General features: G+C 63.9%; 23 protein-coding genes. 9 read left to right on the forward strand and 14 right to left on the reverse strand.

Features of this window, described 5'->3' with window-relative positions; translation table 11 throughout:
- Positions 1–44 precede the first annotated feature (44 nt).
- Positions 45–1,259 (reverse strand): NAD(P)/FAD-dependent oxidoreductase, encoded by a 1,215-nt coding sequence (locus tag AC0L2H_RS10345; protein WP_473590097.1) that lies wholly within the window; start codon positions 1,257–1,259, stop codon positions 45–47.
- Positions 1,260–1,332: 73 nt separating this feature from the next.
- Positions 1,333–1,497 carry a DUF3309 family protein gene (locus AC0L2H_RS10350; protein ID WP_023768317.1) on the reverse strand — a complete coding sequence of 55 codons (165 nt, stop codon included), beginning with the start codon at positions 1,495–1,497 and terminating at the stop codon, positions 1,333–1,335.
- A 282-nt stretch (positions 1,498–1,779) separates the two neighbouring features.
- On the opposite strand from AC0L2H_RS10350, the gene AC0L2H_RS10355 reads away from it, so the two are divergent.
- Both AC0L2H_RS10355 and AC0L2H_RS10360 read left to right on the forward strand, forming a co-directional pair.
- On the forward strand, positions 1,780–2,553 hold the full coding sequence (locus tag AC0L2H_RS10355; protein WP_473590098.1) for a glucose 1-dehydrogenase: 774 nt from the start codon (positions 1,780–1,782) through the stop codon (positions 2,551–2,553).
- A 111-nt stretch (positions 2,554–2,664) separates the two neighbouring features.
- The gene (locus tag AC0L2H_RS10360; protein WP_473590099.1) at positions 2,665–4,179 is read left to right on the forward strand and encodes an FGGY-family carbohydrate kinase; all 1,515 of its coding nucleotides are present in this window, start codon (positions 2,665–2,667) and stop codon (positions 4,177–4,179) included.
- Positions 4,180–4,242: 63 nt separating this feature from the next.
- Here the strand turns inward: AC0L2H_RS10360 and AC0L2H_RS10365 are convergent, their stop codons facing one another.
- From AC0L2H_RS10365 to AC0L2H_RS10400, 8 genes are all read right to left on the reverse strand, one after another.
- Positions 4,243–5,046: a GntR family transcriptional regulator gene (locus AC0L2H_RS10365; RefSeq protein ID WP_473590100.1), complete on the reverse strand. Its 804-nt coding sequence runs from the start codon at positions 5,044–5,046 to the stop codon at positions 4,243–4,245.
- Positions 5,043–5,825 (reverse strand): creatininase family protein, encoded by a 783-nt coding sequence (locus AC0L2H_RS10370; RefSeq protein ID WP_473590101.1) that lies wholly within the window; start codon positions 5,823–5,825, stop codon positions 5,043–5,045. The genes AC0L2H_RS10365 and AC0L2H_RS10370 overlap by 4 nt, the downstream gene beginning before the upstream one ends.
- Before the next feature lie 8 nt (positions 5,826–5,833).
- On the reverse strand, positions 5,834–6,808 hold the full coding sequence (locus AC0L2H_RS10375) for a phosphotriesterase family protein (RefSeq protein ID WP_473590102.1): 975 nt from the start codon (positions 6,806–6,808) through the stop codon (positions 5,834–5,836).
- Positions 6,805–7,764 (reverse strand): ABC transporter permease, encoded by a 960-nt coding sequence (locus AC0L2H_RS10380; protein ID WP_473590103.1) that lies wholly within the window; start codon positions 7,762–7,764, stop codon positions 6,805–6,807. Before AC0L2H_RS10380 ends, AC0L2H_RS10375 begins: the two co-directional genes overlap by 4 nt.
- Positions 7,761–8,705 carry an ABC transporter permease gene (locus AC0L2H_RS10385; RefSeq protein WP_473590104.1) on the reverse strand — a complete coding sequence of 315 codons (945 nt, stop codon included), beginning with the start codon at positions 8,703–8,705 and terminating at the stop codon, positions 7,761–7,763. Before AC0L2H_RS10385 ends, AC0L2H_RS10380 begins: the two co-directional genes overlap by 4 nt.
- Positions 8,695–10,248: a sugar ABC transporter ATP-binding protein gene (locus AC0L2H_RS10390; RefSeq protein ID WP_473590105.1), complete on the reverse strand. Its 1,554-nt coding sequence runs from the start codon at positions 10,246–10,248 to the stop codon at positions 8,695–8,697. Before AC0L2H_RS10390 ends, AC0L2H_RS10385 begins: the two co-directional genes overlap by 11 nt.
- Positions 10,249–10,294: 46 nt before the next feature.
- Positions 10,295–11,293 (reverse strand): substrate-binding domain-containing protein, encoded by a 999-nt coding sequence (locus AC0L2H_RS10395; protein ID WP_473590106.1) that lies wholly within the window; start codon positions 11,291–11,293, stop codon positions 10,295–10,297.
- Positions 11,294–11,422: 129 nt separating this feature from the next.
- Complete coding sequence (locus AC0L2H_RS10400; RefSeq protein WP_473590107.1) at positions 11,423–12,706, reverse strand: NAD(P)/FAD-dependent oxidoreductase; 1,284 nt, start codon at positions 12,704–12,706, stop codon at positions 11,423–11,425.
- Positions 12,707–12,854: 148 nt separating this feature from the next.
- Here AC0L2H_RS10400 and AC0L2H_RS10405 point away from each other — a divergent pair, with 148 nt between their 5' ends.
- The 3 genes from AC0L2H_RS10405 to AC0L2H_RS10415 all read left to right on the forward strand — a co-directional run bounded on the left by AC0L2H_RS10405 (position 12,855) and on the right by AC0L2H_RS10415 (position 16,304).
- The gene (locus AC0L2H_RS10405; RefSeq protein ID WP_473590108.1) at positions 12,855–13,160 is read left to right on the forward strand and encodes a hypothetical protein; all 306 of its coding nucleotides are present in this window, start codon (positions 12,855–12,857) and stop codon (positions 13,158–13,160) included.
- 11 nt (positions 13,161–13,171) lie between these two features.
- The gene (locus AC0L2H_RS10410) at positions 13,172–14,161 is read left to right on the forward strand and encodes a TAXI family TRAP transporter solute-binding subunit (RefSeq protein WP_473590109.1); all 990 of its coding nucleotides are present in this window, start codon (positions 13,172–13,174) and stop codon (positions 14,159–14,161) included.
- An 85-nt stretch (positions 14,162–14,246) separates the two neighbouring features.
- Entirely contained in the window at positions 14,247–16,304 is a 2,058-nt protein-coding gene (locus AC0L2H_RS10415) for a TRAP transporter permease (RefSeq protein WP_473590110.1), read from the forward strand.
- Between the two features lie 45 nt (positions 16,305–16,349).
- On the opposite strand, the gene AC0L2H_RS10420 is transcribed toward AC0L2H_RS10415, so the two are convergent.
- Genes AC0L2H_RS10420 through AC0L2H_RS10435 form a run of 4 tightly spaced genes read right to left on the reverse strand, consistent with a single transcriptional unit; the run spans position 16,350 to position 20,713 of the window.
- Positions 16,350–17,186: an N-acyl homoserine lactonase family protein gene (locus AC0L2H_RS10420; protein WP_473590111.1), complete on the reverse strand. Its 837-nt coding sequence runs from the start codon at positions 17,184–17,186 to the stop codon at positions 16,350–16,352.
- Between the two features lie 10 nt (positions 17,187–17,196).
- A complete protein-coding gene (locus tag AC0L2H_RS10425; RefSeq protein ID WP_473590112.1) occupies positions 17,197–18,192 on the reverse strand; it encodes an ABC transporter permease in 996 nt (331 codons plus the stop codon).
- Positions 18,189–19,718 carry a sugar ABC transporter ATP-binding protein gene (locus AC0L2H_RS10430; protein WP_473590113.1) on the reverse strand — a complete coding sequence of 510 codons (1,530 nt, stop codon included), beginning with the start codon at positions 19,716–19,718 and terminating at the stop codon, positions 18,189–18,191. The genes AC0L2H_RS10425 and AC0L2H_RS10430 overlap by 4 nt, the downstream gene beginning before the upstream one ends.
- Before the next feature lie 53 nt (positions 19,719–19,771).
- The gene (locus AC0L2H_RS10435) at positions 19,772–20,713 is read right to left on the reverse strand and encodes a sugar ABC transporter substrate-binding protein (protein WP_473590114.1); all 942 of its coding nucleotides are present in this window, start codon (positions 20,711–20,713) and stop codon (positions 19,772–19,774) included.
- 158 nt (positions 20,714–20,871) lie between these two features.
- Between AC0L2H_RS10435 and AC0L2H_RS10440 the strand changes: the two genes are divergently transcribed.
- From AC0L2H_RS10440 to AC0L2H_RS10455, 4 genes are all read left to right on the forward strand, one after another.
- Positions 20,872–21,885 (forward strand): LacI family DNA-binding transcriptional regulator, encoded by a 1,014-nt coding sequence (locus AC0L2H_RS10440; protein ID WP_473590115.1) that lies wholly within the window; start codon positions 20,872–20,874, stop codon positions 21,883–21,885.
- A 207-nt stretch (positions 21,886–22,092) separates the two neighbouring features.
- Positions 22,093–22,809, forward strand: a complete 717-nt coding sequence (locus tag AC0L2H_RS10445; protein WP_473590116.1) for a GntR family transcriptional regulator — start codon at positions 22,093–22,095, stop codon at positions 22,807–22,809.
- Positions 22,809–23,903 (forward strand): LLM class flavin-dependent oxidoreductase, encoded by a 1,095-nt coding sequence (locus AC0L2H_RS10450; protein WP_473590369.1) that lies wholly within the window; start codon positions 22,809–22,811, stop codon positions 23,901–23,903. Before AC0L2H_RS10445 ends, AC0L2H_RS10450 begins: the two co-directional genes overlap by 1 nt.
- Entirely contained in the window at positions 23,903–24,448 is a 546-nt protein-coding gene (locus AC0L2H_RS10455) for a flavin reductase family protein (protein WP_473590117.1), read from the forward strand. The genes AC0L2H_RS10450 and AC0L2H_RS10455 overlap by 1 nt, the downstream gene beginning before the upstream one ends.
- The last annotated feature ends 119 nt before the right edge of the window (positions 24,449–24,567 follow it).

The following is a 24,567-nucleotide window of genomic DNA, read 5'->3' on the forward strand; positions in this document are numbered from 1 at the left end:
GGTGCGAGATCGCCTCCTTGTTGCTGACGCCGTGCAAGACCGCGTCAGGAGCGAGCGAATGCAAACAGTCCTGCGTCCGTATCGTCGCCTCCATCAATCGCCGACGCAACGATCTCCGAAGCGATCTGCGAGAAGGTGATGCCGTTGCCGCCATAGCCCATCACGGCATGAACGCGCGGATGGCCAGGCAGGGCACCGATATAAGGCAGCCCCGAGGTCGTGGTGCCGAAGGAGCCGGCCCAGGCAAATTCGGGGCTGACGTCGAGGTTCGGAAAGAGGCTGGCCAGTTTTGCCGCCAGCCGTTTGGCCTTGTCGGCGATCGACCCATCGCGATGCGCCTCGTCGGTGAACTCCTCGTCCTCGCCGCCGCAGATGACGCGGCCGTCGGCCGTTGCCCTGACATAGAGGTAAGGATCCGATGCCTCCCAGATCAGAGCTGCGTCCGTCCAGATCGCTTTTTGTTGCCGCCGCGTGGCGATCGCCCAGGTCGAAACTATGCGGTGCCTGGCCGCCGGGATGAGATCGGTCAGTTCGTAACCCGTCGCCAACACCAGATGCCGCGCCGTGATGATCGGTCCAAGGTTGGTGCCGACGGTGACCTGGCCACGACTGTGTTCGATGGCTGTCGCCTCGACCGGCGCATAGAAGCGCGCCTTGCGCGCCAGTGATTTGAGCAGCAGGCCCGCGGTGAGCTTGCGCGGGTCGAGCGCAAGATTGCCATGGCTGAAAATGGCGCCGGCGCGATGGATGCCGAACTTTTCCGTGAGAGCCTGGCGGGTCAGGTAGGATGCGGCGATTCCAGCCTGTCGGCGGGCCTCTGCCTCGGCCTGCAGTTCGGTCGGATCGAGCAGATTGCCGGCAAGATAAAGCGAAGGCAAACTGGTCAGGCTGCAATCGATGCCGAGTTCGGCAATCCGTCCGCTCAGATTAATCACCGCCAGGCGCGAGCGCCGCCATGCCTGCTCGGCATCGGCCTTGTTTTTGATCGTCGCAAGTTTCGTCAGGGGTTGGTCAAGCTCGAAACTTACCAAGGCCGTCGTTGCCGAGGTCGATCCCTTCAGCGGTCCGCGCCGGTCGATACAGACCACCGAGTGGCCGGCGCGCGTCAGCGCCTCGGCCGCCATGGCGCCGCTGACTCCCATGCCGACGACCAGCACGTCGGTCTTTACATCCCGTGTCAGTTTTCCCGTCGGCACCGATGGCGCGCGGTAGGAGACCCAGACGGGTCGTCCGCCCCTCAGGTCAAGTTTGCGCTTCATCGACGCCTCCGGTTTTCAGCAACAGCCCGCCGCTCCTTGCGGAACGGCGGGCAAGCCGGTCTCAGCCGGTAGGCTAGATTCGCCCGAGGACGACCAGAATGATGACGATGAGCAAGACGAGCCCCAGACCGCCGCCGCCATAGTAGCCGGTTCCGTAAAAAGGCCCGCCGCCCAAGCCGGAAAAACCGCCCAGCAGCGCAAGTATCAGAATGATGATGAGAATGGTTCCAAGGCCCATATTTTCCTCTCCTTCATGCGGCCGCGCCATGTATGTTGCGCGGATTCCTCAACTTGAACTCGCAAGCAGCGTTCCTGTTCCCCAGATGGGAAGCGCCCGCTGCGCCGCGCAGTTGACAGAAACGGCCGCGGCCTTGTTGACGTTCCGCCATTGCTGACGGCGGTCGTCAGCGCCTACGATGCGTGGCGGGCTTCGATCTGGCCGCCGACAAGAGCCGACGCGAAGGCTCAACTGTGTAATTTTTGACCGCCCGACGGTGGCCGCTATTTTGGGAAAGACGCTTTGACAGACCTATCGGACCTGTTCGGCCTTGCCGGCAAAACCGCCTTCATTTCGGGATCGAGCCGGGGCATCGGCCTGGCGCTTGCCCAAGCCCTCGGCAAGGCGGGCGCCGCCGTCATCATCAATGGGCGTGACGAAGGTCAGGTTCAGAAAGCCGCGGGATCGCTGAAAGCGTCGGGAATCGAGGCGATCGGTTCCACTTTCGATGTCACCGTAGCCGAGGATGTCGAGCGCGAAATCGCTAGGCTCGAAGCGGACTTCAAGCCGATCGACATCCTCGTCAACAATGCCGGCATGCAGCACCGGGCGCCCTTCGCCGACTTTCCGGCCAAGATGTTCGACAAATTGATGCGAACAAACCTTTACAGCGCGTTCTATCTCACCCAACCGGTTGTCCGGTCGATGATGGGCCGCAAGCAGGGTTCGATCATCAATATCTGCTCGGTGCAGAGCGAACTCGGGCGTCCCTCGATCGTGCCGTACACCGCATCGAAGGGCGCAATGAAGATGCTGACCAAAGGCCTTGCGGCGGAACTTGGCCCGCATGGCATCCGGGTCAATGGTTTGGCGCCCGGCTATTTCCGGACGGATCTGAACGAGGCGCTGGTGAAAGATGCCGAGTTCTCGCGCTGGCTGGTCGGCCGGACGCCGTTGGCCAGATGGGGCGAGGTGGATGAACTGGGCGGCGCGGCGATCTTCCTGGCTTCCAATGCGTCGAGTTTCGTGACCGGCCAGATCGTCTATGTCGATGGCGGGATGACCAGTTCCGTATGAGTTCTGGCGCGCAGGTCTGTCGGACAGGAATTCGGCCTGGCGAACTCGCTTGACGGCACTCGCGGTGAGCGGCATGTCTACTTGTTCACTCAAAGAGACAAGTGATCTTCCATGGACCATCAATACATCATTGGACTGGATGTCGGAACATCGGTGACGAAGGCCGCCCTGTTCGACCGGGCCGGTCGCGAATTGGCGGCGACCTCGCGGCGCACGGCCGTCCTTTCGCCGCATGCCGGCTGGTACGAGATGGAGCCGGACGAGCTTTTCGACGCGGCTTGCACTGCATGCCGCGAGTTGATGGCAGCGGCCAAAGTTCCGCCAACTGCGGTCTCCGCACTCGCCATTTCAGGCGTCATGATCGGCGGCTGGCTGGTGAGCGCGGACCAGCAGGTCGTGCGGCCGGGAATCCTGTGGAACGACGGCAGGGCACAGGAACTGGTCGACCGGCTGAGCGCGGCGAATCCGTCCCTGATGTCGCAGCTTTTCGACAGTTCCGGGCAAGTCATGCAGCTTGGCTGCACCTTGCCGGTCCTGGCATGGCTTGCCGAAAATGAGCCACGGTCGGTAGCGCGGGCTTCGGTGATCCTGACGGCCAAGGATTTCATCCGCATGCGGCTGACCGGCACTATCGCCACCGACGAGACCGACGCCGCGATCGCGCCGGGAAGTGCCGCGCGGCGTGCCTTCAATCCCGAGCTCCTGCAACTCTTCGGCATCGAGCGTCACGCCCACCTCCTGCCGCCGGTGCGGCGTTCGAGCGAGCGCGCCGGCGTTCTCGGCGTGGAGGCTGCCCTTGCCACCGGGCTCGCGCCCGGAACGCCCGTCGCGATCGGCGCCGGCGACCTGCCCGCCTGTGTGCTGGGCGCCGGTGCGGCAGAGCCCGGCATTGCCTGCTCGGTCGTTGGAACGACCTGTCTCAACGGGGTGGTTTCCGATGCTCCGGTGTTCAGCCCTCGCGACATGGGCATACTCTTCACCATTCCCGGCGACCTCTGGATCAAGACGATGGTCAATGTCGCCGGGACGACCAACCTGGACTGGAGCCTGAGCGCGCTCTGTCCGGATTTGCTGGGGCGGCCTGATGCCTATGAGCAACTGGCTTCGCTGGCGGCGAGCAGCCCGGCCGGTGCCGGGGGCGTGTGCTATGTGCCGTATCTCAGCCATATCGGCATCATCGCGCCGCGGCTCGAGGCCGGCGCCCGCGCCGGCTTTGTCGGCCTCAATCCCAGCCACGGGCGAGGGGATCTGATCCGCGCCGTCTATGAAGGGCTCGCCTATGCGATCCGCGATTGCTACGACCGCATCGAGCAGCCGATCTCGGCGATCCGCCTCGTCGGCGGTGCGGCGCGCAGTCCCTTCTGGACACAGATGATCGCCGATGTGACCGGCGTGCCGGTGGAAGTGCCCGAGGGAAGCGAGTTCGGCGCCAAGGGCGCGGCGCTGCTGGCCGCGGTGGCGATCGGCTGGTACGGCGACATCAGGCAGGCCTGCCGCGAGACCTTCAGCCTGTCGCGGCGACATGATCCCGATCCCGCCCTGCGCGCCGCCTACGAGGAGGGTTATCGACGCTATCAGGTCGCTTGCGAGGCCATGCTGGATCGAGTGGCGCCGGTTTATCGGTGATAGGGCATCGGATCCAGATCCCTGGACAATCCTATTCTAAAACAAATAGATAAGGCGGAAAGCTCAACCGGCGAAATTGCCGAAACCCACCCGGTAGTTCCATGGCTCTCCGGCAGGCTGCGCCGCACCCGGCCAATCGGCGCCGACCTGGGAAATAGAGATCTCCAGCGCGACCGGCACGAGAGAAATGGTCGACAGTTCGATCGGCGCGCCCGACTGGTCGAAAGCGCGGCGTTCCGCGATGTAGATGGCTGCCGGCTCGCCAAGCTCCAGCAGCCGGGCCGTCTGCGCGTCGGCGATTGCGGGCCGGTAGCGGTCTTCCGCATGAACGATGGTGCGGCCAAAACCCTGGCGCAACGCCTCGTAGAGGCCTTGAGCGAGGTGAGAGAGTTCGAGACCCCTGAGCCGTTCCAGATTGAGCAGCGTGTCGGCGACCGCGACCGGCTTGCGGTCGGCAAGCACCAAGCGTGTGTGGCGGTAGACCGAAGCACCCTCGGCAAGGGCGAAAAACGCCCTGGCGGCTGGCGATGCCGGCTCGGGCGCACTGGCAAGAATGCGGTAGTCGGCCGCCAGGCCTTGTGCCCGCACGCCGTCGGTGATCGATGTGATCGCCCGATAGTGCTTGGCGACGCCGCTTTTGTTGATGAAGGTGCCGGTGCCCTGCTGGCGCCGCAGCAGGCCCTCGCGCACGAGGATGTCGATCGCCTGCTGGATCGTGCGGCGGCTCACCTCCCATTCCTCGACGAGCTTCAATTCGCCGTCGAGGCGATCCTCATAATAACCCGACAGGATGCGCGCACGCAGGCTTTCAGCCACCTGGATGTAAATCGGGCGATGATCGCGCACCGCGCTGGCGTCGGCTTTCAAGATGATGTTTCCCCAACCGATCGGGATCCTGTTTGCCGAGAATAGAGGTCCGCGACCAGTTCAGCCATCCGGTTAATGACCGCGTCGAGGATTATCCTGCCTTTTTCGCCGGTGGCGGCGGTGGCGTCGCCGAGCACCGGGCTTGCCGAGAATTCGCTCCAGCGATAGGCCACCTCGCCGAAATCGGCGGGAAAATCGGGATAATTGACGATCGCCTCGTCCATCCGCACCAGTTCCGGCGCCAGATGCAGCATGTAGGAGGTCTCGATCTCGCAGGCATGCATGTAGGAGGGATGCGCCGCCGGCCTTTCTCGGACGGTTCTCGTGGGCTCGGCGGCACCCGGGTAGTTGAAGATGGCGACGGTCACGCCCTTGTCCTTGAGCTGCCGTTGCGCCTCGCGCAGCGCCGTCACGTTGCCGTAATGCGCGTTGATCACGGCAAGGCTCGACAGCCCTTTTTCCAGCATGGACAGGCCGATTTCCGAGACCGTGCGCGACACCGTTTCATTGGAGATTGAAAACGAGCCGGGCGCGTCCGACAGCGACCAGACCTGGCCGAACGGCAAGAGCGGCAACAGCATCACCGGCGTCGCGCCGGCGATGCGCTCGATGAGGGCGGTCGCCAGCCGGCGCGCCAGATAATTGTCGGTGCCCGCCGGCAGATGGTCGCCATGCGCCTCGACCGCGCCGATGGGCAACAGCAGCACGGGCTTCTTTAAAAGCAGCGCGCGCGCTTGCGCATCGTTGAGGCGTTCCAGTTCGGCGTCTTCGAGGTACAAATCGGGCCTCAGGTTCTGAAGGCGAAAGCCCGCTTGGGATTTTCGACCATGAAGGTGTGGATGAGCGCCTTGCCGTCGAAGCCGGCCTCGCCAGCCTCCTCGATGAAACGTGGCACCCAGCTTTCGAGGATATAGCCCAGCCCGAGCCCGCCCTCGCCATAGTTGCGATACATGGTGCGGCGGGCGATGTCGCCGCCGATCATCACCTGCTTCTCGTAACCGCGTTTGACCAGCTTGAGGATGCAGTCGATGAGCACGCTCTCGGGGTGGTATTTGATGCGGGAAATGCCGTCGAAGCACATGTAGACACCGGTCTCGGCTGCCTTGGCGTGCACCCATGGATCGGGATTGCGGTCGACATGGGCGATGGTGAGGCGGCTCGGGTCCACGCCCTCCGCCTTGACGATGGCCAGTTGCTCCAGGATCAGCGTGCCAAGCTCGGTGTGCGAATGGATCGGGGCATTGGTTTGCTTATGCGCGTCAAGCGTGGCGCGCAGCACCTTGTCCTCGGCATCGCTGATGGTGTTGTAGCCGGTGCCGAATTTCACCACGCCGCCGCGGATATCGGTGCCGTCGAGGCCGGCGGTGATTTCGCTGGCGATGTGGTCGCGGATCTCGGCGCGGCTGTGGGCGTCGATCCACATCTGGAACGTCATGTTCTGGCCCTGCATCTGTCCGGGCCACATCACCGCCTTGTTGAAACCGGCGGTGGCGATGATCTTGATGCCGGTGCGCTCGGAGATGGTCTTCAGCGCCACGGGATCGCGTCCGTAGTCGATGGCGGTGGCGTCGTAGACAGCCTGGCCGCCGGCCTTGACGAAGAGTTCGACGTCCTTGATCGAGGCCTCGACGTCGTCGATCATGAAGTCGTCGATCTTCTTCTCCTTCCACAGCGGCGGGATGCAGAAGAGATGATCGTGCGCATAGGTCACGCCGAGCTGGTCGGGATCGATGTCGCCGGTCAGGGTGCGGATGAAGCTCATTGGGATCGCTCCTGTTTGAGGTTCGCAAGCGCGAGCGCCAGGATGATGATGAGACCCTGGACGATGAATTTGGCGGCTGGCGGCAAGGCCAGCACATAGAGCAGGCTTTGGACGAAGAACAGGATCAGCGCGCCGGCCATGGCGCCGAGCGGCAGGAAGACCCCGCCGGCGAACAGCGCGCCGCCGATGACCGCGGCCGCGATCGAATCCAGCGTGAAGTTGTTGCCGACGCCGATGCTGGCCATGCCGGTGATCGCCGACAGCAGGATGCCGCCGATCGAGGCGAGCACACTGCACAGCACAAAAGACAGGATGATCAGTCCATCCGAAGGAATGCCGCTGTGCCGGGCAGCGACCACATTGGCGCCTGACAGGATCATCTTGCGGCCGAGCATGGTGAAATGGACGAGCAGCAGCAGAGCGACCAGCAACACCAGCCAGATGAGGGCGGAGTAGGGAGCGATGCCAAAGAGCCAGCCCTCGGTGATGACCCGGAAAGCGGGCGGCACCGCGCCGCGCGGCGAGCCATTGGTGAAGAATACCACCAGCCCGGCGATGATCAGCGAACTGGCGAGCGTCGCCAGAAACGCCGGGATGCGAAGCTTGGTCGACATGATGCCATTGGCGAGGCCGACGAGCGCGCCGGCGGCAAGGGTCGCCGCCACAGCCGGCACCAGATTGGCCATGTCGCTGTTGAAGATCGAGCACAGGACGATGTTGGCCATCGAGGCGGTTGCTCCGACCGAAAGGTCGAGCCGGCCCATCATCAGCACCAATGCCTGTCCCGCGACAACGACGCCGAGTGGTGCTGCCTGCCGGATGTTGTCGAGCAGCAGGATGGACGAGAAGCCGCGCGTCGAGATGAAGAATGCGGCAAGCAGCAGCAGCAACAACGCCATGGCGCGCAGGCTGGCGCCGGCCGGCCGGAGGCGGTCCAGATAGGTTGCGGCCGTCATGCCGGGCTCCGCGATCTGCCGCGCATGAAAAGCATCAGCGCCGCCACGAAGATCAGCCCCTTGGCGATCTGCTGCAGATTGGTGTTGAGCTCCAGAAGGTTGAAGGCATTGCCGATCAGCACCAGCGCGATCGCCCCGGCAAGGACGCCGAAGACACTGCCGCGTCCGCCTTGCAACGCCACACCACCCAGCACCGCCGCCGCGATGGCATCGAGCGTGAAGGAATCGCCGATGAGCGGGTCACCGGAGAGGATCTTGATGCCCACTGCGAGACCGGCGACGGCAGCGAGCCCGCCCGAAATCAGGAACACCGAGAGATCGATGCCAGGCACGTTGACGCCGTTGGCGAAGGCGGCACGGCCGTCGGAGCCCAGCGCATAGATCGACCGCCCGAAGCGGGTGAAGCCGAAGATCGCGAAGGTGGCGGCGAATGCAACCGCGATCAAAAGCAGCGGCCAGCCGAAGAATTGATCCTGGCCGTAGAAGGCATCGTAGAAGCCGTAGTCGACTTCGCCGCCCGGCGAGGGAAGCAGCAGCAAGGCGATGCCTTTCACCACCGCCGATGTCGCGAGCGTCATGATCAGCGGATTGATGCGCAGCAAGATGACGCCGGCGGCGTTGAAGGCGCCGCAGGCGAGCCCTGCCAGGATGACCAGCGGGATGCTGAGCCAGCCGAGCTGCGCCGAGGTGACGCCGAGGATCGCTGTCGAAAGGCTGATGACCGAGCCGACCGACAAATCTATGCGGCCGGCAAACAGCACCACCGCCTCACCAAGGGCTGCGATGGCGAGCGGGAGCACGCGGTTGACGAGATTGCCGAGATTGCCGGCGGACATGAAGTCGCCCGACCAGGTGGTGGCGATCGCGCCGATCGCCACCGCCAGCAGCAGCGCCGGCAGGCCGAGCATCAGATTGGGGCAGACCGATCCTCTAGGCTGCATGGTTCAATACGCCCTCCGGACCGGCGGCGAGCCGCATGATTGCTTCCTCCGAAAATTCCGGCCGGGCCAGCGTGCCTGTCACGGCGCCTTCGAACAGCACGTGGATGCGGTCGCTGAGGCCGATCAGCTCAAGCATGTCGGCGCTGATCAGCACCACGGCAACGCCCGCCGCGGTGAGATCGCCGATCAGCCGGTAGATTTCGGTCTTGGCGCCGACATCGACGCCCTTGGTCGGTTCGTAGAGCACCAGCACTTTCGGCGTTTCGGCGAGCCAGCGGGCAAACACCACTTTCTGCTGGTTGCCGCCCGAGAGCTGCCGGACCGGCTGGTCGATGCCGGTCGAGCGGATGGCGAAGCGCTGGCGGGCCGTTTCGGCGAAGCGCCGCTCGAGCGCATGGGCGAGCCAGCCCCAGCTGCTGCGCCGCGACAGGGCAAAAAGGCTGACATTCATGCGGATCGGCAGGTCGAGCGCGAGGCCCTCATGCTTGCGGTCGTCGGGAATGGAGGCGATGCCCGCGGCAATGCCTCTTGCCACGCTGGTCAGCCTGATCGGCGCGCCGTCGATAGCGATCTCGCCGCCATGGAACGGCGTGATGCCCGACAGCGCCCGCGCCAGCGGCCGCTGGCCCTGGCCCTCGAGCCCGGCGAAACCGACGACCTCTCCGGCTCGTAGCGAGAAGCTGAGCGGCTTCAGCCCGGCAGCCGCGGCATTGGTCACGGACAAACGCACCGGCGAGGCCGCAAGGTCGGCGGGCCGCGCCGGGAAGATATCGGCCAGCGTGCGGCCAACCATGGCACGGATCAGGTCGTCGCGACTGAAGGCGCCGCGCTCGGCGTCCAGCGTCAGCGCGCCATCCTTGAGCACGACCGCATGGTCGGCTGCTTCCATTACTTCGTCGAGCCGGTGCGAAATGAAAATCACCGCGCTGCCTTGCGCCTTGAGCCGCGCCATGGCGGCCAGTACTAGTTCGGTCTCGTGCGAGGAGAGCGAGGCCGTCGGCTCATCAAGGATCAGCAGGCGCGGTTTCAGCCGTATTGCCTTGGCAATCTCGACCATCTGCCGCTCCGCGGCGCTGAGTTCGCTGCCCATGCGAGTGGACTTCAGGGCAAAGCCCATCTCTGCAAATTGCGCATCCGCCGCCTCGTGCAGGCGTTTTTGCCGGATGAACCCCAGACCATTGCGCGGCTCGTCGCCGAAGAACAGGTTCTCACCGACCGAGAGGTCCGGCAGGATCGAAGTCTCCTGCAGGGCCAAGGCCACTCCCGCCCGGCGCGCGGCCTTGGGCGAGGCGGGGCGGAAAGCCACGCCGTCGAGCGCCATCGCGCCGCCGTCGGCGGGAAAACTGCCGGCGCAAATGTGCATCAGCGTCGATTTGCCCGCTCCATTCTCGCCGACGAGCGAAACGATCTCGCCAGCGCGAACGGAGAAGGACACGTCCCGCAGCACCTTGTTGGCGCCGAAGGCTTTCGACACCTGCGCCACTGCCAGCCGCGGGAACTCGGCCGGCATTGGCTTCAGTGCAGGGGTGACGATCTCGATCATCGATTACCTTAGAACGATCTCGCTTGGAGTGATCTGGGAACGACCTTCAGTTTGCGAAGATCGCCTTGACCTGCTCGTCGGTAAGACGGGTATTGGCCCAGAACGAATCGGACAGGTCCGCCTTCACATATTTGCCGAGGTCGTCGGCGGTGATCGTCGGCACCGGCAGCACGGTGTCCCTGGTCGCGCTCTTGCCATCCAGCAGATCGAGCGTGATGCGCAGCGCTTCCGAACCGAGCCAGGTCGGCTTGGAGGTGGCGATCGACGCGAAGCCCTTGTCCTTCAGCGCCTGCCAGCGCTTTAGGTAGCCATTGTTGTCTTCGCCGGTCATCGGCACCAGCGGACGCTGCGCCGCTTCGAACGCATCGATGGCGCCGAGCGTCATGGCGCCGCCCTGCGACCACACGCCCTCGATCTGCGGATTGGCGGCGAGCAGGTTGGAGACCGCCTGCTTGCCTTGGGCGTAATCCCACGAGGCGTCGACGGCGCCCAGGATCTTGATGCCCGGATTGGCATCGAACACCTCCTTGGCGCCTTTGTAGCGGTCGTCGCTGACCGAAATGCCGGCGATGCCGTTGAGGGCGATGATGTTGCCCTTGCCGCCCATCTGCTTGACCAGCCATTCGGCGCCGGCCTTGCCGAAGGCGATGTCGTCGACGGTGACCAGCGCGTCGTAATCCTGCGATTTGATGGTCGAGGCGAGCAGCACGACCTTGATACCCGCCGCGCGCGCCTTCTTCAGGGTCGGAATGAGCGCCGTCGGCGAGGTCGGCGTGGTGATGATGGCGTCGACCTTCTTGGTGATCAGATCCTCGATGTTGGTGATCTGCTTCTGCGTGTCGCCGGCGGATTCCACATAGACGACGTTGACACGGTCCTTGTCCTTTTCGGCCTCGGCCTTGAACTCGGCGGCGAGCTGGACCGACCAGCTGTTGCCCATGAAGTAATTGTCGTAGCCGATCGTGTATTTCTTGTCGGCGGCGAACGCCGAGGTGATCATTCCCGCCGTGACGACGGCGGCGGTCAGCAGAGTCTTCAGTCCCATTTGCATCAAACCCCTTGTTGGTTCGCGCCTTGCGCGTCACGGCCAGAGCGGCAACAGATGGTAGCTTGTCCATACAAGGAGTCAAGTTGATGCGTGATGACCCGATAGGAGCCGTCGGCACTCACCGCGTCAAAGGCCAAACCGGTCCTTCAGCCGTCCCGACAGGATCGCCGCCTTCACGCCCACCGGCCAGAACCGGTGGAACCGGATCCTCCTCACCTGCGATATCGGCATCGGGAAGGGAGCGGTCTCGTCGCCGCGAAGACGCTGCGCCAGGGCATTGCCCATCGCCGAGGCCATGGCGACGCCTCGGCCGTTGTAGCCGAGGCAGATCAGCATGCCAGCTTCCGGCTCGTGCACATGCAAGAGGTGATCCCTGGTGATCGCGACCCGACCGTTCCAGCCATGTGTCCAGCGTGCTCCGGCAAGCGCTGGCCAGAGCTGGCGCGCGTAATCGGTGAGGTAGCGGATGGCGGACGCATTCTCGATCGGCCGCATCGGCCCCCTGCCGCCCATCAGGAGGCGGTTCTGCGTATCGATCCGGTAGTAGACCGTGATGTTGCCGGCCTCATAGACGACCTGCCTTTCGGGAAGGATTGCCGCGGCAACCGGGGACGGCAGCGGTTCGGTCGCGGCGATGGCGCTGAACACCGGAACGAGGGATTGCTCCAGGCCCGGCCAGAGCGTGCCGGTATAGCCATTGGTCGCGATCAGAACCTTCTCGGCGCTGAGAGAGCCGCTTGCGGTCTTGAGGAGCCACCGTCCGGCTTCCCTGCCGAGCGAGAGGACCTCGCTGTCGCCGAAGATCCGCGCGCCGGCATTCTGCGCCGCGGCGGCCAGACCAAGGGCATATTTCAAGGGATGGAGATCGCCGCCGCGGGCGTCGAACATGCCCGACATGTATCTGTCCGTGCCGGTCCGCGCCGCCATCGCCTTTGCGTCCAGAATGGCGACCGGCATGCCTCGCCGCTCGCACTGCTCGGCCGTGGCCTGTACGGCGCCGGCCGGCTTCAGGCGGACGGCGGCACGTATGGTGCCGTTCTGCCTGATGTCGCAGGCGATCGACAGGCGCTTGATGAGATCGAAAGTGAAGTCGGGCGCACCATAGGAGAAGTCGACCATGCGCGGCCCGAGATCCGGGCCGAACATCGCCTCTATGGTGTCAGGATCGTATTTGAGGCCGGGATTGACCTGGCCGCCGTTGCGGCCCGAGGCGCCCCAGCCCGGCTGGCGGGCTTCGAGCACGGCGACGTCCTCGCCGGCCTCCGCCAGATGCAGGGCCGTCGAAAGCCCTGTGAAGCCGCCGCCGACAATGGCGATCCTCGCCCGCTGCGCACCGGCCAGGGCCGGGTAGTTGACGCTGCCGCCGGCGGTTTCGCGATAAAGGCTTCTGGGCGGTTCGCTTTCGAGCATGTGCGATGTTTATGAGAGAGCGGCCGGTGGAACAAGTTCTCCCCCGCTTCGAACGCAATAGCGAATGGTGGAGCGATATCGCCGAAGGTCTGCCCGATCCTATCGTCGGGGACGGCATGGCGCGGTGATCGACAGGCCCGGAATGGGCGTGGACCTGATCCCCGAACGCGCCGAGCGTTATCTTACGGAGGATGATGCGGGGTTTTCGGCTGGGTCGGGAGCTCCTAAACCGGCACGAATGGCCGCATATGGATGTTTGTTTTTCGATTTGAAGGTGCTTGTTCTTGACGAGGGTTACCATGTCGTGAAAGCGCCAGGAGCTGTCTTCGCCCAGACGATCTCTGAAGGGTCGCGTATGGGGCGATGGCCGCCGCCAGTGACAACCGATCCGCTGTTAAAAATCGCGCGCAGGTTGACAACCTTTGCGTTGGTGCAACATCCTGCCGATCTTTGACCGGAGGCAGTATGACTATTTCGATCAACCGCCGCGTCTTTTCCATCGGCGCGGGTACTTTGGCGTTGGCGGGCGCGGGGCTTTCGCCGGCGCGCGCGCAGCAGGCTTTTTTCCGTATCGGCACCGGCGGCACGTCCGGCACCTACTATCCGGTGGGCGGGCTGATCGCCAACGCGATCTCGGCGACGGGGCCGGCCGGCGTCGAGGGCCTGGTTGCCAGCGCCACGTCCTCCAACGGCTCGGTGGCCAACATCAGCGCCATCCAGTCGGGCGCCTCCGAATCAGGCTTCACGCAATCCGACGTCGCCTACTGGGCGCAATCGGGCACTGGCCTCTATGAGGGCAAGCCCAGGGTGGAGGACCTGCGCCTCATCGCGACGCTCTATCCCGAAACCATCCATCTGGTCGCGCGCGCCGACGCCGGCATCAAGACGGTGGCGGACCTGAAGGGCAAGCGCGTCTCCCTCGACGAGCCAGGTTCCGGCACCATCGTCGATGCGCGCCTCGTGCTCGGCGCCTATGGCCTGACTGAAAAGGACGTGAAGCCGGAATACCTCAAGCCCGGCCCGGCCGGCGAGCGGTTGCAGGACGGCGCCATGGACGCTTATTTCTTCGTCGGCGGCTATCCGACCGGCGCCATCGTCGAACTTGCCAGCACCAACAACATCACCCTGGTGCCGATCACTGGCCCCGAGGCCGACAAGCTCCTGTCCGAGCAGAAGTTCTTCTCCATCGATATCGTGCCCGAAGGCACCTACAAGAACGTCGGCGAGACCAAGACCATTTCGGTCGCCGCGCAATGGGTGACCAGCGCCAAGCAGACCGATGACCTCGTCTACAAGATCGTCAAGTCGCTCTACAGCGACGAAACCCAAAAGGCGCTGCAGGCTGGTCATGCTAAGGGCAAGCTGATCACGCTCCAGAACGCCGTCACCAGTGCCGGCATTCCGTTCCATCCCGGCGCGGAGAAATTCTACAAGGAAGTCGGTGTCCTGAAATAAGAGGCCACCAACAGACTGACGACAACGAGGCGGAAGGCGTGCTTTCCGCCTCGTTTGTCTGGGGATTCAGGATGCGGAACCGGCTATGAGCGACGACGACAAGATCAGGCTCTCCGGCATGGAGTTCGACGAGGAAAAGGCTCGCGAACTGGAGGAGAAATTCGACTCCGAGATCCGGTTCCGGCCGCTGACCCGGGCCGCCGGGTGGCTGGTCGGCTCCCTTCTGGTGGCCTTGTCGCTGTTTCACTATTACACGGCTGGATTCGGCCTGCTGCAGGAGATGCTGCACCGGGGCATCCACCTATCGATGGTGCTGTCGCTGATCTTCCTCGTCTTCCCATTGGTGAAGAAGGGCTACGACCAGCCCGCGCAATCCAGCCTTCTGCGGCCGCTCGGCATACCGGTTTTCGACTGGCTGTTGGCGATTGCCGCGGTGGTGGCGGTCCTGCACGTGCCGATGATCCCGCTCGACGATCTTGCCTTCCGCGTCGGCAACCCAACGACGACGGACGTCGTGCTTGGCCTGACCCTCATTCTGCTCCTCCTGGAGGCGACGCGCCGGTCCGTCGGCATCCCGCTGCCCATCATCGCCATCGTCTTCATGTCCTATGCGCTGTTCGGCCCGTATATGCCGAGCATCCTGGTGCATCCCGGCGCGTCCGTCTCCCAGCTCGTCGACCACCTCTACCTGACGACGCAAGGCATCTACGGCATCGCACTCGGCGTCGTCGCAACCTATGTTTTCCACTTCGTGCTGTTCGGCGTCTTCGCCACCCGCATCGGTCTCGGCCAGCTCTTTCTCGACTGCGCGGCATGGGTCGCCGGCCGCTACGCAGGCGGTCCGGCCAAGGTATCGATCTTCGGCTCGGCCCTGTTCGGCATGATCTCCGGCTCGTCGGTCGCCAACACCGTCACCGTCGGCTCATTGACCATCCCGGCGATGATCAGGCTCGGCTACAAGAAGCATTTCGCCGCCGCGGTGGAGGCGGCTTCTTCCACCGGCGGGCAGGTAACGCCGCCGATCATGGGAGCCGCCGCCTTCCTGATGATCGAGTTCCTCGAACTGCCCTACACGACTATCATCTTGGCAGCGATAGTGCCGGCCTTCATGCACTTCTTCGGCGTGTTCATGCAGGTGCATTTCGAGGCCAAGCGCACCGGCTTGCGCGGCCTTCGGCCGGACGAGATGCCCGATGTGGTCGAGGCATTGAAACGGGACTGGCCGACCATCATCCCGCTCGTCGTCCTGATTGCCGTGCTTCTCGCGGGCTATACGCCCTACATGGCTGCCTTCTGGGGCATTACCCTGTGCATCGCCGTTGGCCTTCTCAATCCGCGCCGGCGCATGTCGGTCGCCGACATCCTGGTCTGCCTGCGCGACGGCGCTAAATATGCGCTCGCCGTCGGCGCTGCCGCCGCCACGGTGGGCATCGTCATCGGCGTTGTCACCCTGACCGGCGTCGGCTTCAAGCTGTCCTACATTGTCACTTCGACGGCAGGCCACCTGTCGCTCCTGTTCGGCACCTTCATCCCCGAGGCGATCTTCTCGACGCAGGGGCTGACCCTTTTGTTCACGCTGATCATGACCGGCGTGGTCTGCATCCTCATGGGCTGCGGGATCCCTACGACGGCGAACTACATCATCATGGTGACGATTGCCGCGCCGGCACTGGTGATGCTCGGCACCGAGCCGATTGTCGCCCACTTCTTCGTCTTCTATTACGGCCTGCTGGCCGACATCACGCCGCCGGTTGCGCTGGCTGCCTACGCTGCCGCCGGCATGGCGGGATCTGATCCGTTCAAGACCGGCAACACCGCCTTTCGGCTCGGGCTCGGCAAGGCGCTGGTGCCCTTCGTCTTTGTCTTCTCGCCGTCGCTTCTGCTGGTGACGAAAGATTTCACCTGGCCAAACTTCTTCCTGGCCTTCTTTGGCTGCGTGCTCGGCATCACCTGCCTGGGGGCGGCCCTGTCGCGCTACCTGCTCGTGCGCACCCGGCCGTGGGAAAACGTGTTGCTGGTGTTGGCCGCCCTGCTTCTGGTGGCGCCCGAACTCTATTCGTCCCTACTCGGCCTGATGCTGACCATTCCCGTCGTACTGCGCCATTGGAGCGCGCGCAATGTCGAAGAGGCACGACCAGCCTGATCAGCGCCGCTCCAGCGGCTGCGGGCTTATGAATCCAACCTAGACCTATCCGGCCTTGACGATACGAAATCCTTCGAGCTCGGCCACGATGGGCAGGCCCTTCCACCGCTCTATGTCGTGCAGGATGATCAGTTGTCCAAGATCGCCGCCGATCTCGGTGTTGATGCGGTCGATGGTCTTCAACTGTTCCCAGACGCTGCCGACGGCATTGTTGAGCGGCGCGTAGACGCCGTCGTGCCTGTGCCCGGTGATCTGCCGGCTCGAATAGACGCAGTCGCCGGAGATGACCAGCCTGCCTCGCGCGGACTGGACGATGACGAATTGCTGTCCGATCGTGTGGCCGCTGCCCAGCCGGACATGGATACCCGGCAGCACATCGTCCTTGTCGCCGTCGATCAGCGAGACGCGGTGTTCGACCGATGCATCGAGGGCGGCGCGCAGCGTATCGGGATCGATGATGGCGGTCAGATAACCGAAGCGGGGAGGCAAGGCGATCGCCTCATACCAGGACAGCAGCTCGCTTTTCTGGATGTGGAGATTGGCGTTCGGGAACTCGGCGATCGATCCCATGTGGTCGAAATGCGCATGGGTGACGAAAATATCGGTGATCGCGCTGGGTCCGATGCCAAGCTCGGCCAGCATGCGAACCGGCGAGACCCAGTAGGGGATGCCGAATTTCAGCGAGAAGGCGTCGCTCGATTCCTGGATGAAACCGGTGTCGACCAGCACGTTGCGGTCGCCGCGCCGCAGCAGGACGAAGGAGAAGGGCAGGTCGACCTTGCCGTCGTCATACATGCCGGCGACGAGATCCACCCAGGGCTGCTGCCGCGATCGGGCAAACTCGATGACATAGACTTCCCAGGGCTTGTTCTCGCTTGTCATCGTTTCCTCCTCACCGTTCCGCCAGCGAGCGGCCGAGACTGGCCATGCCCACGGCGATGATCAAAATGGCGCCCTGCAACACATATTGCGAGAAGGTCGGGGCGCCGAAAATGTTGAGGCCGTTGAAGCCGAAGGCGATGATGAGAGCGCCGACCAGCGTGCCGAGCACATGGAATTCGCCGTCGCGCAGCGTCGCCGAGCCAAGGAAGACGGCGGCGAAGGCGGTGAGCAGATAGGAGTCGGCCGCACTTGCCGTGCCGCTGCCCAGCCGCGAGGCAAGCAATATCCCGGTCAGAGCCGCGCACATCCCCGAAATGACGAAGCCGAGGATCTTGATGCGGTCGACATTCACCCCGGCAAGGCGGGCGGCAACCGCGTTGCCGCCGACGGCTTGGATCTCCTGGCCAAGCGGTGTCCGCTCGACCAGAAGCCAAAGCCCGCCGAGAACGAGGATCATGACGATGATGTTGTTGGGGATGCCGAACAGCCAGCGGCCAAGCGAGAGCTGGAGGAAGGCCTCCGGCACGCCCGCGACAATGGGAACGCCGGCGGAATAGGCGAAGGCGAGACCCGTCAGGATCGTGCCGACGCCCAGCGTCGCGATGACGGAATTGACCTTGACCTTGGTGACGATGAAGCCGTTGACGAGGCCGATCACCGCGCCCAATCCGATCACGATGACCACGGCAAGCGGGATCGGCAGCTTGTCGTGGACGACAAGCCCGGTGATCAGGATGCCGTGCAGGCTGGCGGCGAAGCCGATGGACAGGTCGAGTTCGCCGACGACCACGGCAAGCGTCAGCCCGCCGGCAATGATCATGGCCAGCGAGGCCTGGTTCAGCACATTGGTGAAATTGTTGACGGTGGGAAAGGCATGCGGCGACAGGATCGAGAAGGTGACGATCATCGCCAGCAGTCCGATGATTGTCCCGTAGCGGGCAAAGATGCCGAGCACCGCCTTGGTTCCGGGCGACAGACGCCGGGCGCTAATCGCAACGTCGCTCATGCCAGATGATCCTCCATCAATGCTTGCGGGTCGACATAACTTGCCTCGACGATCGCCTTTCGCGACACGGCCTGGCCGGTCAGTTCGCGAACGATGCGGCCTTCCGACATCACCAGCACACGATCGCACAGGTCGGGCAGTTCGTCCGGTTCCGACGATATCACCAGAACCGCCATTCCGGAGTCCGCCTGCTGGCGGATCAGCCGGTGGATCTCGGCGCGCGCGCCGATATCGACGCCTCGCGTCGGTTCGTCGAGGATCAGCACCTTCGGCTTGCGCTGGAGCCAGCGGCCGATTGCAACCTTCTGTTGATTGCCGCCACTGAGGCGGCCCACGGGCGTGCTGGCGTTGCGTGCCTTTATCGACAGCGAGCTGATCATCTCGCCGGCCATGAAGGTGCGGGCGCGGCGGTTCAGCAGCGGCAGATATCGGCCGTGCACAAGCTTGTCGAGATTGGCGATGCCGAGATTGAAGGCGATGCTCTTGGACAGGAACAGCGCCTCGGCCCGGCGCTCCTCGGGGATCAATCCAAGCCCGGCCCGGACCGCCGCCGCGGGCGAGGCGGGCTGATAAGGCCGGCCCGCAAGCCTCATCTCGCCGCTGTCCGGCCGGTCTGCCCCGAAAAGCAGCCGGGCGAGTTCCGTGCGCCCGGCGCCGACAAGGCCGCCAATGCCCAGCACTTCGCCGGCGTGAAGCTTGAGGCTGACGCCGCGGACTTTTGGCGCCCGCGTCAGCTTGCTGGCTTCCATCACGATATCGCCGCGCGGCCTTGTTGTGGCGATCCGTTGCGGGTCGCGGATTGCGCCACCGACAATCGCCTCGACCAACGCAGGCCGGTTGAGCCCTTTTCCGGCGAGTTCGGCCACGGAGCGGCCGTCGCGAAACACCGAGACGCGCGAGCACAGGTTCAGGATCTCGTCCAGCCGGTGCGAAATGTAGAGCACCGCCACGCCCGAGGCGGAAAGATCGCGCACGATCGCAAAGAGCCGTTCCGCCTCGCTCGCGGCAAGCGATGCCGTCGGCTCATCCATGACGATCAGCCGCGCCTTGCGCACCAAGGCGCGGCAGATGTTGATCAACCATATCTCGGCGGTCGAGAGGCCCTTCACGCTGGCATTGAGCGGCGCCGATATGCCGACGCGCCTGGCGATGGGTGCTACGTCGCGCGCGATCGCCCGCCAGTCGGTCAGCCCGAAGCGCGATTTCTTCGGCACGCCCAGCATGATGTTCTGCAGCACGGTCATGCCCGGCACAAAGGCAAGCTCCTGGTGGATGAAGCTCATGCCGAGTTCGGTCGCGCGCTGCGGCGTGGCGATCTGCTGGCTCTGGCCATCGATTTCGATCCGGCCGGCATCGGGATGGTTCAGTCCGGCGAGGATACGGATGAACGTCGACTTGCCGGCGCCATTGGCGCCGACAAGACCATGGATTTCACCCGGCGCAATGTCGAGCGATACGCCCTTCAGCGCCTGCGCGCCGCCGAAGGCCTTGGCGATATCATGTGCGACCAGGAACGGAGTTGTCATCGGCGCCGCCTGCTGCGGCGCACCCCTTGTGAACGCCGTCTGCAAACCAAGTCCTACTTTATGGCTTCCGGATGGTCCTTGAGAAAAGCGTCGACGGTTTCCTTGGTCACCAGCACGGCCGGGACTTCGGCTGCCTTGGCTTGCCAAGCGCTGCCGGCGTCCTTGATGTCCTTCAGCATCTTGACCATGTTGTAGCCCTCGGTGAAGCTGTCCTGCCACGCCGTCGCGGTCATGAAGCCGTTCTTGATGTTCTCCAGCGCCTGGGCATTGCCGTTGATGCCGTAGACCAGCACGTCGTCGCGGCCCTGCGCGCGCAGCGAACCGATGGCGCCGATCGCCGGGTCGTCCCAACATCCCCAGATCGCCAGGTTTTCCTGGCCGGCCGGATGCGAGGCCAACCACGCGTTGGCGTATTGGGCGCCGTCCTCGAAATAGCCAGGAATGCGTACTTCGTTCTTGGTGACGGTGATGCCGGGGTTCTTGGCGACGATCTCGTCCATGACGACTTCACGGTTGCGGCAGACTTCGCCGGTCCGGTAGGTGAGGGCGAGGATCGAACCCTTGCCCTCCATTTTCTTGACCATCAGATCGACGACCGGGATCGCCATAGGTCCGCCCGAGCCATTGGTGGCGGCAACCGTCGAGCCAAGTCCGCCGCCCCAGGTCACGACGGGTATTCCGGCGTCGCCCGCGGCAGCCAGGCCGGCGCCGATCGACGAATAGGGGAACACCATGTCGATGATCGCGTGCGCCTTGAGCTGCGCGAAATTCTGGATCGCCGAGTTGGCCTGGTCGGCGCTGCCGGCGGCGTCGACGACATTGGTCTGCCAGCCAAGCTCGTCGGCGGCTTTCGTGGCGCCCTGGATGTAGCGGACATTGTTCGCTTCGGTGGCGCTGATCGACACGATGCCGAGCAGCGGCTTGTCCTGCGCGGCAGCGCCAGACGTCGCCAGCGAGAGCGCTCCAAGCGCGATGATGTAGCCAATCTTTTTCATGGTTTTCCTCCCTTGGTCCATCTGCCGTCAGAGCCTCATTGACAGCAAACCGTTTCGTTAACGTCCCGCAAAATGCGCTCCAATGCAAGCGTGAATCCGCTGGACACAGCCATAAATCTGAACCAGACTTTAGCGAAACGATTAGCTATCGGGGCGAAATGGCCACCATCAAAGACGTTGCGAGAAAGGCTGGCGTGTCGACCGCGACGGTCTCGGCGGTCATGAACGACACTGCCTTTGTCAGCCCGGAACTGAGGGCCCGCGTCGTCACCGCCATTCGCGAATTGCGCTATGAGCCGTCGCAGGCCGCCCGCAATCTGCGCCGCAACCGCAGCCAGTTGATCGCGCTTGCGGTGGCCGATCTGTCGAATCCGTTCTACGCACGCATCGTCTGGTCGGCGGAGGCGGCGGTCGCGGCGTGGGGCTATTCGCTGGTTCTCTTCAATAGCGATGAAAAGCCCGACACCGAGCGGCGCATCCTGTCGCGGATTCGCACCCTTGGTTGCGACGGCATGGTTCTGGTTCCGGTGGGTGCGGCCAACCAATACCAGCCGCATGAGTTCGAGGGCATCGCGACCGTGCTTCTGGGCCGCTCGATCGAAGGCAACAGCGCCGATACGGTGACCATAGACAACCACGCGGCCGGCCGGCAGGCCGTCGATTATCTGCTCGATCTCGGGCATCGCCGCATCGGCTCCGTCACCGGCCCGATGCAATTGTCGACCAGCAAGGGCAGGCTTGACGGCATGATCGACGCGATGGCGGCGCGTGGGCTCGCACCGCAGCCTGGCCATGTCAGGTCAGGCGAGTTTCGCGAGGAAGCCGCCTATTCGGTCGCCCGCGACATGATGGGCTCGCCAGATCGCCCGACTGCCATCTATGTCGCCAACGGCGTCATGGCGATCGGCGTGATGCGCGCCATCGCCGATCTTGGCCTGCGTTGTCCGCAGGACGTCTCGATCGCCTCAACGGACACGGTCGCGGGCGCCGGCGGCTTGAAACCGCGGCTGACGAGAACCGAGCACCCCATCGCCGACATGACCAACGAAGCGCTGCGCCTGCTTGTGGACCGCATCGAGGAGAGGGGAGCCGAGCCCCTGCGCAACATCATTTTTCAGCCGGCGCTGATCGTCGGCGAAAGCTGCATGCCGTTGCGCGGGGACGCCGGCTGAGCGGCAGGCTCACTCGGCTTCAGTGACATTCAAACAGTATACATTATAGGCTTAAAATACATTGCCAGACGATCAAACATGTGCTCCACTTCGCCTTGGAGCATAGGCTGGCAGGGCAAATTCTGTCGATATGTGGCTGCCTTTCAACGGATGAGCGCGAGAACACAGCCGTAATCATATACGAAATCTTCGCATGGGAAGGCGTGGATGACGAAACCGATAGAGTTCAAACGGGTTGGCGAGGGCAATCTGCGCGCCCAGGTCTATCAGCAGATCCGCCTGACGATACAGCGCGGCGAACTGGCGCCCGGCCGGAAGCTCGTCGATGTGGATATTGCCGCCCAGCTCGGCATCTCCAGAATGCCCGTCCGCGACGCGTTGATGCAGTTGGTGCATGAAGGCTATCTCGTCGGCACGACACGCGGCTTCACATTGCCCACGCTTACCGCCACGGATGTCGCCAACATTTTCGAGGTCCGCCGCCTGCTCGAACCGCGGGCCGCCGCGCACGCCGCGCGCACACTGGACGCCGCTGGCCTCAAGACGCTGACAGCCGCGCTTCAAGATGCAGAGGCAGCGGCCTCCGCCGGCGATGCGGACCGCTTTTTCCAGGCCAATTCGGCATTCAGGAACTGTTGGCTCGGCGCCGTCGAGAACGATCGCCTTTCACAAACGATTGCCCGCTTCGCCGACCACGTCCTCGTCGTCCGGTTAAAGACGCTGTCGCACCAGCCGACGCAGGCCGTCATCGTGGCCGGCATGCGCGCAATCCACGAGGCGTTCGTCAAGCGCGACGCCGTCGCTGCCTACGACCGCATGACCCACTTCATTCAGAACGCCGAGGAGCGGTTCACGAGGCTGAGCCCACCGTTGCAGCATTCCAACGATGAGGGTGAGAGCATCCCGCTGCAGGGTAGATCATGATCAGAAAGCAGCATCCGCTGAAAGGACCGAACAGGTTCAAGCTCGGCATCTTCTCGATGAACGCCGATGGCGGCCTGGCAATCACCACCGTTCCCGAGCGCTGGCGCGCCCGCTGGGAAGACAACCTCAATTCCGCCGGCATCGCCGATCGCGCCGGCCTGGAGTTCCTGCTGCCGATCGCGCGCTGGCGCGGCTTCGGCGGTTTGACGCATGTGCGCGAGTGGTCGTTCGAGACCTTCACCTGGGCGGCGGGTCTTGCCGTCGCCACGGAGAACATCGGTCTGTTCATGACGGTGCATGTGCCGCTGGTTCATCCGCTGCAGGCCGCAAAAGCGCTGGCGACGGTCGACCACATCTCCAACGGGCGTGCCGGCTTGAACATTGTCTGCGGCTGGAACCCGGACGAGTTTGCCATGTTCGGACAGACGGTCGGCGACCGAACCTACGATCAGGCGGAAGAATGGATCAACATCATCGAGCGTGCCTACCAATCCCGGGAGCCGTTCGATTTTGCCGGCGAATTCTACGACCTGAAGGGGGTCGTCAGCCGTCCGCCAAGCCTGCAGGCGCCACGCCCGGTGACCATGAACGCCGCCTTCGGCGCGCCGGGGCGCAACTATGCGGCGCGCCACTGCGACTATTTGTTTTCGACTTTTTCCGAAATTGCCGATGGCCGCGCGCATGTGGTCGACATCACCAACCGCGCCGCCGAGGTCGGACGCGAAGTCGGCGTCTACACTGTCTGCCACGTCGTCTGCCGGGAGACCCAGCAGGAAGCCGAGGATTATTACCGGCACTACGCGCTGGAATGCGCGGACCAGGGCGCGGTCGACGAGCATATGCGCAAGAAGAAGGAATTCGCGAACTCGCATGACGCAAAGGCCTTCACCGAATATCGGCAAAGGTTCGCCGGCGGCGCTGGAACGTTCCCGCTCATAGGCACGCCGGAAAAGATCGTCGACGATCTCACCGAGATCATGGACCAGGGATATTCCGGCGCAGCCCTCACATTCGTCAACTACACCTACGAACTGCCCTTCTTCTGCGACCGTGTGCTGCCGCTGATGCGCCAGGCCGGGCTTCGCGTAAATTGATGCCGGCGGCCGCCAGTCCGACGACATGGGTGCATGGGCACGACGCCATCAATCCGCGCGCCTTCAAGCAAGCGATGCGAGCCGTGGCGGGATCGGTCGCCATCCTCGCGTCGGAGCATGACGAGATAGGCTTTTGCGGCATCACGGCGACGGCCGTCTGCTCGTTCAGCGCCGAGCCGCCTTCGCTTCTGGCCTGCGTGAACCGCGGCAGCACCTTTGCCTCGGCCATTAGCGAAGGCCTGCCGTTTTCCGTCAATCTTCCCGCCGGCGACCAGGAGAATGTCGCGCGTGCTTTTGGTGGCATGACCAAAGCCAGGGGCGTCGCGCGATTCTCGTCCGGATCATGGGTACGCGGTGAAACCGGCGCGCCCTTGCTTGTCGGCGCGCGGGCAATGTTCGAATGCCGGGTGGCCGAACTCATCGTGCGGGCGTCGCATATGATCGTGATCGGCATCGTCTCGGGGGTCGCGCTGGATCGCGCTGACCGGTCGCCGGTCTTCTACGCGCATGGACGATTCCTGACGGTAGGAGATGATGCCAACTAATTGCCGTTCCCGTGGCGGCGCAGCGATTGCAATTTCAGATCGGCCTGATCGTGGGCCCAACGTAAGCGAAGTGATCTATCAGAGGGGGTACGGCAATGCGCATTTGGAAGACATTTGTT

This window comes from Mesorhizobium sp. WSM4871 (assembly GCF_055811295.1).

Coding starts and splice junctions, on each gene's coding strand:
- AC0L2H_RS10420 (WP_473590111.1), bottom strand. CDS start 17,186: ATGACAAGCGAGAACAAGCCCTGGGAAGTCTATGTCATCGAGTTTGCC.
- AC0L2H_RS10430 (WP_473590113.1), bottom strand. CDS start 19,718: ATGACAACTCCGTTCCTGGTCGCACATGATATCGCCAAGGCCTTCGGC.
- AC0L2H_RS10380 (WP_473590103.1), bottom strand. CDS start 7,764: ATGACGGCCGCAACCTATCTGGACCGCCTCCGGCCGGCCGGCGCCAGC.
- AC0L2H_RS10415 (WP_473590110.1), top strand. CDS start 14,247: ATGAGCGACGACGACAAGATCAGGCTCTCCGGCATGGAGTTCGACGAG.
- AC0L2H_RS10425 (WP_473590112.1), bottom strand. CDS start 18,192: ATGAGCGACGTTGCGATTAGCGCCCGGCGTCTGTCGCCCGGAACCAAG.
- AC0L2H_RS10410 (WP_473590109.1), top strand. CDS start 13,172: ATGACTATTTCGATCAACCGCCGCGTCTTTTCCATCGGCGCGGGTACT.
- AC0L2H_RS10390 (WP_473590105.1), bottom strand. CDS start 10,248: ATGATCGAGATCGTCACCCCTGCACTGAAGCCAATGCCGGCCGAGTTC.
- AC0L2H_RS10435 (WP_473590114.1), bottom strand. CDS start 20,713: ATGAAAAAGATTGGCTACATCATCGCGCTTGGAGCGCTCTCGCTGGCG.
- AC0L2H_RS10350 (WP_023768317.1), bottom strand. CDS start 1,497: ATGGGCCTTGGAACCATTCTCATCATCATTCTGATACTTGCGCTGCTG.
- AC0L2H_RS10385 (WP_473590104.1), bottom strand. CDS start 8,705: ATGCAGCCTAGAGGATCGGTCTGCCCCAATCTGATGCTCGGCCTGCCG.
- AC0L2H_RS10455 (WP_473590117.1), top strand. CDS start 23,903: ATGCCGGCGGCCGCCAGTCCGACGACATGGGTGCATGGGCACGACGCC.
- AC0L2H_RS10360 (WP_473590099.1), top strand. CDS start 2,665: ATGGACCATCAATACATCATTGGACTGGATGTCGGAACATCGGTGACG.
- AC0L2H_RS10440 (WP_473590115.1), top strand. CDS start 20,872: ATGGCCACCATCAAAGACGTTGCGAGAAAGGCTGGCGTGTCGACCGCG.
- AC0L2H_RS10375 (WP_473590102.1), bottom strand. CDS start 6,808: ATGAGCTTCATCCGCACCCTGACCGGCGACATCGATCCCGACCAGCTC.
- AC0L2H_RS10400 (WP_473590107.1), bottom strand. CDS start 12,706: ATGCTCGAAAGCGAACCGCCCAGAAGCCTTTATCGCGAAACCGCCGGC.
- AC0L2H_RS10395 (WP_473590106.1), bottom strand. CDS start 11,293: ATGGGACTGAAGACTCTGCTGACCGCCGCCGTCGTCACGGCGGGAATG.
- AC0L2H_RS10345 (WP_473590097.1), bottom strand. CDS start 1,259: ATGAAGCGCAAACTTGACCTGAGGGGCGGACGACCCGTCTGGGTCTCC.
- AC0L2H_RS10445 (WP_473590116.1), top strand. CDS start 22,093: ATGACGAAACCGATAGAGTTCAAACGGGTTGGCGAGGGCAATCTGCGC.